The sequence below is a fragment of the Pseudomonas sp. CROZ-RG-20F-R04-15 genome (assembly GCF_022662375.1).
GTDB lineage: Bacteria > Pseudomonadota > Gammaproteobacteria > Pseudomonadales > Pseudomonadaceae > Aquipseudomonas.
Genome location: NZ_JAKNQL010000012.1, coordinates 193,527 through 206,131 on the forward strand (window position 1 = coordinate 193,527; position 12,605 = coordinate 206,131).

Below are 12,605 nucleotides of genomic sequence, written 5' to 3' on the forward strand. Positions count from 1 at the left end.
TACGCCCTTTTCGTTTAAAAGGGCGCTAATTCCTGTAAGTGGCGGAGCTTATGGAACAACGCTTCCATCATAAGGATTTTGGATTGTCAGAACGAGCGACGCGCCGGAGTTAAAAATAACGAACTCCCCCGCTTCATTCGTTTTAGCAGGGTAAGGCGTTTCCCCCACTTCGCTGACCATAACCACAACATTTGGAGCGGGGGTTTTCGAGAACGGAGAGGTTGCGCGAATTCCCCACTCAAACCTTGTCTCACCGTGCCTCGTCATCCACCTCTCAGCTGTTACCAAGTTGTGTCCCAGTGACATCGCGAATGGCAAGGATACCCAATCGCCGCGTGTAGTTTTAAGCTTCAACGAAATTGTTCCGCTCTCCGTGATGCCACGACAGATCAGCGTCCAAGACAACCATTCGAGATCAACTTGTTGCTCCTCATCAAGCGCGGGCATTACTTGAACACCAAGACTTTCTCCTTCCCACTCCAACTTGACAAAGCCACCCAACAAAGAACTGTCAGGTTTGGCCCGCAGTTTGAAGACGTGTAACGCTCCAAGGCAGGGGTACGAAGTGCCGTGACCAAAAAATTTCGGGAAGCTGTCGAACTGTACGTCGAATTCATCAAACAACTGACCGGGCAACAATCGATCAGGTATATCGGGGCTGCACAATTTCAACGTAAATTCGCCATTCGGCCCGCTAGTGGCAGCAGATACGGACCAATGAACAGGTTTGCCATCCACCGGATACAGGGTTTCCAGTTCAGGATCAAACTTCAACCCCAGCGCCTCTGCTCCGGTGAATTCTTCCAGAGCCACACTCGCCCAACCAATCAACCAGCTATGCTTCCTGACCCTTAATTCCAGGTCATAGGCCAAGGCGCGTGACAGAACCAACTTTCCATCAACAAGATCCACCTCTTCGTCATTGAGCCAAAGGGTGAACTCCTGCAACCAGGTATCCGAGTTTGGAATCGCGGTGAACATCATCGATTTGACCTCCCATCCGGTATAACCACCTTTAACAGTGGCGAGCAACCAACCCTCCCTGATCGGGGGAAGCTTGAAGGTGACCTCGGATTTGCCGGTAGCATCCGTTTTCGTCGGAGCAATCTTGATGCCGGGATACTCCCATTCCACCTCGACATCAGCCAACGCTTCACCCGTCTGCGCGGAAATCACAATTACCTGTGCTGAAACCTCCTGGCCCGGATGCCCGCTGGGTTCCTCACTTTGCAGCGACTGGAGTTCCCGTGGCTGATGCAGGAAATAAGGCAACGCAATCGACTCTGAATACAGGCTGTCACCCACTGTGGCCGTCAGTTGCACTGCCCCGGGCGTCGTCGGTACAAACCGCACGCGCGCCACACCGTAGTGATTGGTGATGGCTTTCAACTCGCCAAGATCGGTGCTGAACCATGTCACGGGCACCCCGGCCATCGGTCTGCCGCTGATCACCGAGATCACTTCGACCTGCTCCGACACCTCGGCGCCCCAAAGCAATGTCTGGTTGACACGCTGGCGTTCAGCGATTTTCAGCACACGTTCACCCGGCCCCAGCGACATCGCAATGATGGGAGACAAGCAGGCCAGCCGAGTGGATGAAAAGCGCAATCCAAAACTTCCATCCGTGGAGCCATTCGCCTTGAACTCATAGGTCATTCCAACATCTGAAAGCAATCGGGGCTCACCCAACAGAGGCTCCTCAAACTTTATGCCCAGTGCTGCCGGTCCGGTGCCCGTCATACCCAACGTCAGGTGCCTGTTCACCAAAGCACTGTCGCGCGGTGCTTTCACGTACAACTTATGTTGGAGATTGCGCCGGGGAAAGAACGTTTGCTCACCCACTGGCTGGCAATCCTGAAGGTCAGGAGGGTCGAGACCCGCCACCAGCTCAGCCCAGGGATTGCTATCCAGCGATAGCACCGTCATTGGACGGCGATCTTCAAAGCCGTCGAAGCGACTGAGCACGGTCGCAATCACCGACTGCTCGCCGGCTTTATGCGGCTTGAATTCGAAGCCGCTCCAGCCATCCACCGTGGTGTGGATTTCTCGCGGTACGGCATCGACTGTCCAGTTCACTGGCGCCTGATCCACGGGCTTTTCAGTGTAGCGGGAGTAAACCTGCACCCACATCCACGCCGCGTCCTGGTTGATGACCGGATCCACCGCCGACTCACGCCACGCTTCAATCCTGAGTTTGTTGTGATCCAGCACCATCGGTTTGGCGACCGCTTCGAATTGCAACTGCGGCAAGACCAGCGCGAGGGCAAATTCGCCCGGCTTCGCGCTCTGTTCAAAATCCAGCACCCAGGTCGCACCGCCGTCGCCCAGTGTCTGAGGCTCATCCAGGCTCGGCTGAACCTTTGCCCCTAACGATTCAGCGGATGCGCCCGTCCAGATCAACGATGCCTCGAGCCCGACCAAAGGACTCAGCGCATGGGGTAAAACCTTGAAGCGGTGAACCGCCTCGATACAGGGATACAGACTGCATTCATCCAGCGAGGACTGCACCTGATCGAGCATCAGCGCTACTTCCGTCCTTACATCTTCGGCGAGCAGACGTCCCGGCAATTCACGTACGTCCGGCAGACCCTGAAGGCGCAGTTCAAGCTCAAACAAACTGCTTTGGCTGTCGGTTTCATCTGAAACAAGTTCCCACTGCACCCCGCCCTCTATCAACTCTCTGGGCACATTCAGGTCTGCAGGTGTCAATCCGATTCCAGGGTCCTTGTCACCGCGCCAGTGCAGGCTGATGTTTCGGCCGACCCACGTACTGTCGTCAGCGGGCACGACTTTCAGTGTGTGGGTCTTTCCGCGCAGACAGCGCACGCCAAGCGGATTGCCTGGAACATCAATCTCGTCAAGCCAGATGCTGACCTCGCGTTTCCAAGGGCTCGTGGCGATGGCTTTGACGCTGAAGTCGTGTTCACTCGACACCGCATCTTTATGCGCCCTGAGAACAGCTTTGACAGTCAGTTCTCCGACGGTCTCTGGTGTATACAGCAGACTCGCCCAACCTCCGGATCCGGTGACACTGTGTACAGGTTCACCCTCCGGAATGATCCACTCGACCAACGCGTTGCTGACCGGATCACCGTCACCGCTGACCGTCTCATGCACGGCCTGCAACCGCAGCAACACGCTTTCGGCTTCATCCACGATCGGGGATTTATTGGCTTCACGCACCTCGCCGACCCTGACCCGATTACGCGCCAGCGACATCGGTTTGGCGGGCGACGGCAACAACAGTTTCGTACAGACCAGCGATAGCTCGAAGGCGCCGTCGCGTCTGTCTTCACTGCTCAGTGTCCAGACTATATCGGCCTCGATGCCTTCTACCGGGACCTCAAGCGCAGGACTGACCTCAACCCCCAGCTGCTCAGGGCTTTCGCCACTCCAGCGCAAAGAAAACCCGGCGTCCAATAATGGACTGCCAGGCGGTAGCGGCAGGCGTACCTGCAGATCATGGGTGCTTCCACGATTCGGATAACCTTGCGCGTCCCAGGCTGTCTCGCCACCGTCGACCACGGCCCGCAGGTCTTTCCAGGGGTCGTCGTCCAATACCGGCACTTCGAATTCTTCAGCCCATATTCCACTGGCGTAATAAAGGCTTTCGACCGAGGCTTCGATAACAGCTTTCCCCGCCTTCTTCGGCACGAAGGTGTAGTAAGCCCAGCCGAATTCATCGGCATCGGATGAATCTATCATCTCCTCGTCGGCCACCGACCATTTCACCGTGCAACCTGCTATGGACTGGGAGGTGTAGGCAGAAATAACTTGCACGCCCAGTTTCACCGTTTGTTTGCCCAGCACCGGGTAATACGCCGCTTCAAGTCTCTCCCTGAATCTCAGACGGTGATGCCCCAGTGATATGCAGATCGGGAAGGCATCGGCGCGGTACTGGTTTTGCAAACTCAGCGAAAACTCGTAGGGCAGTGACTCATTGATCATCGGAACATCGAACGACCAAGCGGAAGTCAAAAGTTGATCGACGCCCCAATCGGGTTTGATCACGACCGCATCCTGCGGATTGCCTGTGCTGATCAAGGCAGCCTTGGTGCCGAGCCATGCGTTGCCTGACTCGGGCTCGAATGACAACTGGTGAGGCATGTACATCGGCGATTGGTTTTGGTCCCCGCCCAGCGACGATGCTCCCACACACAGATACACCTTCTGCTCTGACGTCAGGCGCTCCTGATCCAGATGCACCGCTTGCAGCTTCAAATCATCCAGTTGCAGTTGGATGTCGAGGCGGGTAATGCAGATTTTTGAATAACGATCACCCGGGTTATTCAGCGGGCTGTGAATCTCGATACGCAGCGTGTCATCGCGAGCGAACGATCCCCCCAAAGGCAAATTGTATTCTTTCAGGTCCAGCGCCAATGGTTGACCGGCTTCGCGATGGGCCTGGTCTTGTGCGAGAGCAAGCGGGCTGTGCGGTTTGAGCTCGATCTCGTGCAATTGCTCCTCACCCTTGAAGATGAACACCCAGCCCGATTTTTCGTGTCTCGTTTCGCACAAGAAACTCAACGTATAACGCGCGTCTTCACCGGGAGTCTGCGGTATCCAAAAGTCCTGACTTGCCCGGCCACCATTCTGGATGGCCAAATAGGGCGTCTGGAACCCTTGCCACTGGTCTGCCTCTTTCCCGACCGCCCCCGATTTATCCCAATGCTCCAGTCCTTGAAGAAACTCACCATTGCGAATCAGACTTTCGTTGGCGTAAACCCCTGGTTTACTCATGGCGGCTCGCTCCTTGACGTTGACGCTTTGCGCCTGCTTTTTTAGCGGTGGTGACCAAGTCTTCAACGTGTCGCCCGAACGCTGGATCACCCGCCCTGGCCACGTAGTAGACGCGCATCACGACATCCGACAGAGAGCACAGCATTGCCGCCTGCGAAGCTTGCGCGGCCCAAGGGAAATCCAATCTCCAGCTGGAGACCGCACCGGTATTTTCGAACGGATTGAGAAAGCCCTCATCAGGTTTCATTGCCGTCAGACCATTGTCGGCAATGCCCTTGGAAAGGACGATCTGTTGACCACTGCGCAGGTTGAATTGGACCTCGACTGGAGCCCCCCCACCCACAACGTCATGCAAGTACTTCACCGACTGCGACGTTGCCTTGGTGGCCGTCATGCTACCGAGCTGAACCAGAGAGGCGCGCACATCCTCGTGAGGCCCGGTGAGAACCGGCAGATCAATCTCCACCGCGCTGATCTGTCGGCAGTAATGCCCAGGATGATCGCGGTCGAACAGCAACTGTGTGAGTTTGAATTCCAGCGAGCCATTGCCTTGCAGATCGGTCAACGCTTCCGTCCAGCTACCCATACCCGGCTGAGGGTCAAACTCATCATCGAACAATTGGCGCAACGAAACGGTCTTGACAAGTTCGAGTCGCCGCTCGTTGCGTTGCAGGTACTCCCTTTCCATACGCAGGAGGTGCGCACGCAAATGCTCGCCGGCCGTTAAACCATGACGCTGATCCAGCCAGAACTGCTGCAACGGCCACTGAGCGTCGTAATCGCCGGTTTCGGCACTCAGCGACGCCTGGGCACTGAAACACAAACTGAGCACTGCATCGTAGGCCTGGTAATGCAACGCTTTGAGCTGACCGATCATCCAGCCGTAGAGCTCAGCATTGGTTGCACGCTTTTGCAGATAGTTGTACACCGCCAATGCCTGGCCGTTGGCCCGCAGTGTTTGCGCCAGGTTGGAACGAGCAGCGGTCACCGCATGCCGTTGCGCCTCGATTTGTGCATTGATCGCACCGACCTCCGCCAGCGCCTGATCACGTTGCAGCCCCCATTCATTGCGGCGGCGGCGATAACCTTCGGTGGTGGACTGTTTATCGGCATCGATTTGCAACAGCGACGAGGCGACTTCCAGCCCGAAACACACGGCGTCGGTCACCTTTTCAACACGATGGCCGCCGTTGGCCAGGCCAAAAACGTTTGGAAACGACGCCAGAATTGCCCCGACGGGCTTGATGACCTTGGCGGTCAACGCGAATACCTTCGACTGATTCAGGCTGTCTATGACCTGATATTCGACTGCCGATACGTTTTCGTCATAGCGCTGTGCATAGGCATCAGCGCGCTGCTGTGCCACCGTACGACTCTGCTCGAGAGCCGTAACACTCGCCTCCAGCTGGGCGATGGATTGCTCCTGGACTGTCTGTGCGTAGCTGCCCAGTTCCACCAGATGGTTTTGCTGCAGTTCTTCCTGCTCGGCGCGGTCGCGACGCTCAAGCAGATTGAGCACCTGACTGCCGTAATCCTGCAGCGCTTGTACGGCCCGCAGTGCGACCTCGAATGTCACGCGCCAACGGAAGGCGTTGACCACCAGCCGCCCACCCAAAGGCCTCGGCCCGGCGGCACCGGCCGCCGCGAGATCGCGCAGCAATTGATTCGGATCCGTCGGAGGGCTGAACAAGGGAATGTCCAGAGGTTTGCCGTCCAGCGTGAGGTTGTTACGCAGGTTGTAAATGCGCTGCTGCGGCGCGGCAAACAGGTCGAGCAACGCTTGATTGATAGGAACCCTGAATGGCCCGCAGGCCAATAGCCCAAGCATGGGCGCCGTATCGGAGCCGGACGGGACATCGGCCAGACTGAAATCGAATGTCTGTTCGAATGCTTCCAGCGCCGGGCGCGTGCCACACTGCGACAGCAGATCGTCGACCGTAGCAGTTTGCCAATGGCTCACCGTCTGGGCAGTAGGCGCCTTGCCCATCAGAAAGCCTGCCTGCACGTAACACAGTTTGGCCGCCACCAGACTGTCTCGTGTCAGTTGGCGGTAATACCAATCCCCCCACGCCATCAGGTTTTTCACGTATTCGGTGAACATCAGCTTTTTGAAGTGCACTGGCTTCGAATAGCCGATTGCATCCGGGTCGGCCGGAGCCAGCGCTTCACAGCCGGCATTGCCTTCGTTCATTCCCAGGGGCCGGCTGCGCCAATAAAGCGGTTTGGGATGCAGCGAGGCGGGTTCTTCAATAGCCTGCGGGTCAAAAATGTAATGCAGCCACTGTTGCGCCTCGAGATAACGTTCCTCATCGCGCAGGCGTACCGCCACAAGGTGCGCCAAATGAACAAACAATTCCCAGAAAAACAGCCCGTTGGCACCATCAAAAGCACCGTTTGGTTCGACGAAAGAACAGCCTGTCGGCGGCGGCTCATGCATGAACTGGGTGTCCCAGTGCAACACCGCCTCCACTGAAATATTGGCGCGCCAGACCAGCTGCGGACCAAACAGCGAATTCAGGCGGGTGTATTGCAGATTTAGCGAGGATTGGTTGAATGAAAGAAACTGGGCGGCATCGGTGGTGTTCTTCACCAGAGTGGGCGGGGTGAAATCCCGCCACTCGCGAACGTCCAGCGTGAAATGCTTGATGCCGTACTCACCAGCATCAAGAGAGAAGGTGGTTTCCTTCGACCACATTCCTTTCGCTCGCCTGAAGTCCCCCGCGGCGTTCATGTACCAGTTGCCTGCGATCGACTGTTGCGCAGAGACGTCCACTGGGTCATCAATTGTTCGCATCAACAAATTCAATGCAATGCTCGGCTCAACGTTACCCGGTTGGCCTGTGGGCTTACAAAATCCCTGCACCATCAGTTCATCGACTTCAGCCTCTTCTACCTCTATACGTCGTGCCGTGACTCGCAACCCCAGAAACGGGGCCATCGTACCGCCTGCTTCTACCTCGCTGACAATCTCAACCTGACTGGGCAGCCGATGCTGAACGGTCTCGGGGGTCGTGAAGCGCGTCTCCCATGCCTTTTTCAGCCACGCGCCATCGTCATACGTCACGGGGCGCATCAGTACGTCGTGAATCGTAAGTGCTGACACTTTCTTATCGTCATATAACCCTTCGAACAGGATGCCCAGCGTCCCTCTGGGTTCCGCAGAATCGGTGCGCACCGCCACCACCATGGCGGTCAAGGAAAATTTTGCACCAACAGTGATACTCATCGGGTACGCGGCACTGTGCACAATCAACGGCGCCGACCATTGTCCGTTCTGCGTCATGAAAGCCAGATTGATATCCAGCCTGGCGTCTATGGACTGGACGTTATCTTTACTGGCGACCGGGTCGCGCCACTCCGCCCAGACCAGACACAATCGGCCGTTCCAGAACACCGGGCGTATGTCCACAACCTGATTGGCTGGCTGAACGTCCACGGCTTGCCACTCACTCCAAGCCGCCGGGTTGACCGCCGTACAGGTCGGCGTCAGCTCGATCTGTGCCCTGCGCCAGAAATACTGGCACGGTTGCACGCGCTGGCGCCCGATGAAGTAGTAATCGGCACGTTCAGGTGTATCCCCGTCCATGTAGCAACTGAGGACATCCAGATCGCAGGTCTGCTCGAACGTTTGCAGATATGCACGCATCGCTGCCTGAACCGAATCGACGCTCAAACGCGTCTGATTGAGATCGTTTTCCAGGTTTTTGAACAGGCTGGTCTTGCGCAAGCGAACAAACGGATTGATGTAGTTTTCCGGATAGAGGCTGATCAGTTGTACTGCTGCCCAGTCCGAATAGTTGTTGTAGAGGTCCCACTGCGCCAGATGCTCTGCAGGCACTTGATATTTGGTGAAACCCGGTTCCAGTTTGCGATGCACCGAATTTATGTACTGCTGCACGCAACTGATCGCCTCAGCGACCCATGAGCTTTGCCTGGCATAAGTGTCCAGCGGATCCATGCGCAGCAATTCAAACAGATCTTCCGGCGTTTTCAGGAACCAGTATTCTTCCCTGTTGATCTTTCCAACGCAGTAATCAAGCAAAGCCGAACGACGTTTTTCCAGCAAACCACCAGTGGTATTCAAATCCATGATCCGTGCTCCCTGGGACAAAATCCTGAGTCAAATGGCCGTCAGGCCACGCCGCTCATTGCTCGGCCTCGTCGCCGGCAAAAGTGATGGGGTCGAAATAAGCCTGTACTCCGCTACCATCGGTACGCACGCTGAATTCGAACCTCCCGCCGGTGCGGCTGGAAACGACCACACGCGTCACCCCATCCTGACTGGTGAATCCATCCGCGGGCCGAATGGTCGCTTCACTGATTTTCGATGGCGGCACGCTTTCCACGAACCACTTCACGAGTACGCCTTTCCCGAGATTGCCGTATTGATCTTCCGTCGTGGCGTAAAGCTCGACTTCCTGCCCTCGTGGAACAATCCCCAGGGGGATCGGGGATTTGAACTCACTCGGAAACTCCATGCTGCTGGTATCAAAGTCGATAAAAACGGAGGCGACAGGCTCCGGCTCGAACAAGTCCAGCGAGTACATGACCTGGTCTGTTCCCATGACCTCGCCAGGCCTGTATTCCACCTCGACCAGACCGTTGATATCGGTTGCTTTGTTTTTCATGGTGCCTAATGTGGTGTGCCAGTAAACGTTGACACCCGAAAGGGGCTTGTCTGCTGCATCTGTGACAGTCAATTTGAAGGTAACTTTTTCACCAGATTTTTTAGCGATCAAATGGTTGCTACCGATCATTACAGACCTGATTTTGACCAATGCCTTGAGGTCTCCCGGTGCATACACCGGTGGTACCTGCGGTCGGGACTCGTTCAGCAAGGCGAGCTCGGCTGCCTTGGCGTAGGCCTCCTTGTCCACCGTCTCGGGCAGATTGCCGATCTGGAAAATCGTCGATGCGTCCATCCCGGTTTTGCCCGACAGCACGCGTACACGCATCAACAGATCGAGCTCGATGAGACCTGCGAGCACCAGATTTCCAGACTTGTCGATGTGTGTCAGACAGTCGCGTACATCCTGCGCGCTCCAGCCGAAAAACTCGGCCAGTCTGATGGCTGAAGCCTGCTGCGCCAGCCACAGTGCATTCCCTGTGACCTCAGGCAGAGCATTGACCTGGCGCAGGTAATCCAACAGTTTTTGTGGTGGTTGCCGGCCAAGATCGAAAGCGCGCGCCAGCGTGCTCAAGTAGTACAGAGTGCGCACCGAGAGTTCAGGCTGGGCGTTCGGTTTTTTGTCAAACCAGACCTTGTGGCCGTAATCCACGTAGTCCTGCAACAACTCGACACTGAGGTTCAGTGTCATGGCCACTTCACTGCGCCGCCGCACTTCAGCCAATAAATCAAACAACGGACCGCCAGCGTCACGACGTCCCTGCGCAATATGTGCAACCACCTGTTCCAGAAAAGCGTGAGTGGTTGAGTTCGCCCAACTCAATATCGGTATCGCGTACTCGGCCGGAATCCCGGCATAGACGGCCAACGTCTCCTTCAACAGTGATACCTGAGCATTCCGGGCCTGCAAAAGCACTGCGAGCATTGTGTTAACGATGGAGTCATGCACTGAGTCATCGAGCCCGCCAAAAGCATTTTCCACAACCCACAGGAGTTTCGTGCGCGCGACAGCCTCGTATGCCTCTGGCCTTCCGGCGTATGGCAACACCAGTCCGTTAGGATCGACGAGAGGATCTCCCCCCCTGGGGGTCGACAGGAAGTCCAGCCAGTCGACCGCGCCAACAGGAGGAACGCCTGCCGCCGAAAACACATTATTGGACAGCAGCGCAGCTGACAGGAGGTTAGTGATCTGATCGAAAAATTGCAGGTCCGACTCGCTCGCGATGCCGACACGTTGCGGTACGGCAATGTGTTGCAACATCCAGAGCACCGAAACATTACATTGCTCGCACCATTGCACGCAGGTGTCCATGGCTTCGACCAGACTCAGCACATCCGGTTTGCCGCTCGCCGAGGCGTTGATCACCGGCTCGCCCGCCAAGCCATCCAGCCATTGCTCCCCGCCCAACAACGTCAGCATCAAGACACCTTCGACCGGTGTCATGTTAAACAGCCGCGGCAGTATGACCAGGCGACATAAACTGGAAACGATCGCCGGGGTGAGTAACAAGGTGTCTTTACGCTTGTATGCGCCGGCGACCGCCAGCGCCAGATAATGATAGGTCTGCAGATCGATACCCAAGCCATTGCACAGCTGGCTGATGGTCAGATCGGCCTCACCGGGTACCGGCGTCACCGGGAACAATCCATCACCGAGCCTCAAGGGTTCGCGATATGTCCCCTGGCCATTGAAGATCTGATCGAATTGCGAAAGGGTTTCGCCACGACCATAGAGCGAAAACTGGTCAACAATGACCGCGAAATCTGCCGCTGTGCAGTGATAGCGTTCGCGCAGATGCTGGAACAACCCCAAGGCATGCACGACGTTGGCCGATATTTCCCATGTCGGCTCACTCTCAGTGCTACGAGCCTCAGCTCTGATTGCCGCCGTCAACAGGGCATCCACCTGGTCGCTCGGCAATTCAAGCCAGTTGTCCAGGCGCAGTTTGCGGTTCATCCGGTCGATTGCAGTCAAACCTGCCTGGCTGTTGGGGTTAACCGTCAGCCTGTTGAGAAACTCCAGCTCTGCGTAGTTGATCCGGATACCGGGGTGCACATTGGCGTTGATATAAACGGAGCCGGAACGCGCACTTTCCGCAGGTGAGTCCAGTTCGTCGGCAGGCTCCTCGACATAGTCGATATTCGCCGAGCGCACCGGTGCAAAATCCCCCACCGATAACAACTGTTCGATCTGCACGGCCCCGAGTTTGGTTGCTTCACCAAAATAACTGACCTGATTGAGATCCCCCCGAATGACAGTATCGAAATTGTCTCGATAAAAGTCCCCAGCTTGTGAAAGAAGGTACATAGGCTCAGTCAGCAGATTTCGCTGATACGGGCCCAGCCGCGAGGCATGCGCCAGCGCCCGAGTGTTACGGGAAGCACTGACAACCGACGGCAGAAAATAGGGGTAGGAAAGATCGATGGTGCGGTCGAAATCCCCCACCGACAACCCTTTGGAGCGTGCCACGCCGTCAATCGTGACCCAATGCTGATAGTAAGGCAGGCCATTGGGATAGCGCGCGTTGATCAAGGCATCTTCGATCGACTCTGGTTGATGTGCCGTGATGAATTTCTCCAGCACCGCGATAATAATGTCGACCGACGACACCGCCTGATACACCGCAGGCCCGTCGACAGACAGCAACTTCAAGTCGGTACGTCGGTCATGCAGCAGGAGCTTTTCTGTCGCGTCACCAAAAGGTTCGATACGCAGGAGAACCCAGCGCAACAGATCGATCAGGTATGCCACGGGCGAGATGCATGATTCCAACGCCTCGGGGGGGCACAGGCTACCGAATTCGGTAGGGAAGATGATCTCGTATTTCGGGCCTTTGACCATCGACAGCAACCCGCCTGACCGATCAACCTGCGTGGTTTTATTGCCCTTCAAGGTGTGTTCGATGAACTCACGCCGGATATACGTGACGTAGCTGTTGGACCGCCGCATGAACTCCCGGGCTTCGTCCACGCTGAGTTGATGCTCACTGACCAAGGCTTGAGCGCCTTTTTCGACTAACTGAAAAATCGAACCACCCTGCTCAAGATAAGACCTCAGCTTTCCCAGCCCGGCGTTTTCAGCAATTTGTACTTCGCCAAATATTTGGTCGAACATCTGCACCAAGGGGCGGGACGCAACAGTCATGATCAATATCCTTGAGACGATAGCGGGTCCCGACAATCTGACGTCACCATCAGATTGCCGGTCGATGTGTAAGGATTTAGCGCTTTTGACCGA

3 protein-coding genes are annotated in these 12,605 nt (G+C 56.2%); all 3 read right to left on the reverse strand.

Annotated elements, in window-relative coordinates; translation table 11 throughout:
• Positions 1-48: 48 nt before the first annotated feature.
• From L8H52_RS19180 to L8H52_RS19190, 3 genes are read right to left on the reverse strand one after another with little or no spacing between them, the layout of a single operon-like run.
• Entirely contained in the window at positions 49-4,740 is a 4,692-nt protein-coding gene (locus L8H52_RS19180) for a hypothetical protein (protein ID WP_242208150.1), read from the reverse strand.
• Positions 4,733-8,830, reverse strand: a complete 4,098-nt coding sequence (locus L8H52_RS19185) for a neuraminidase-like domain-containing protein (protein ID WP_242208149.1) — start codon at positions 8,828-8,830, stop codon at positions 4,733-4,735. Before L8H52_RS19185 ends, L8H52_RS19180 begins: the two co-directional genes overlap by 8 nt.
• A 55-nt stretch (positions 8,831-8,885) precedes the next feature.
• The gene (locus L8H52_RS19190; RefSeq protein WP_242208148.1) at positions 8,886-12,512 is read right to left on the reverse strand and encodes a Tc toxin subunit A; all 3,627 of its coding nucleotides are present in this window, start codon (positions 12,510-12,512) and stop codon (positions 8,886-8,888) included.
• Between the last annotated feature and the right edge of the window lie 93 nt (positions 12,513-12,605).

Coding starts and splice junctions, on each gene's coding strand:
- L8H52_RS19180 (WP_242208150.1), bottom strand. CDS start 4,740: ATGAGTAAACCAGGGGTTTACGCCAACGAAAGTCTGATTCGCAATGGT.
- L8H52_RS19185 (WP_242208149.1), bottom strand. CDS start 8,830: ATGGATTTGAATACCACTGGTGGTTTGCTGGAAAAACGTCGTTCGGCT.
- L8H52_RS19190 (WP_242208148.1), bottom strand. CDS start 12,512: ATGACTGTTGCGTCCCGCCCCTTGGTGCAGATGTTCGACCAAATATTT.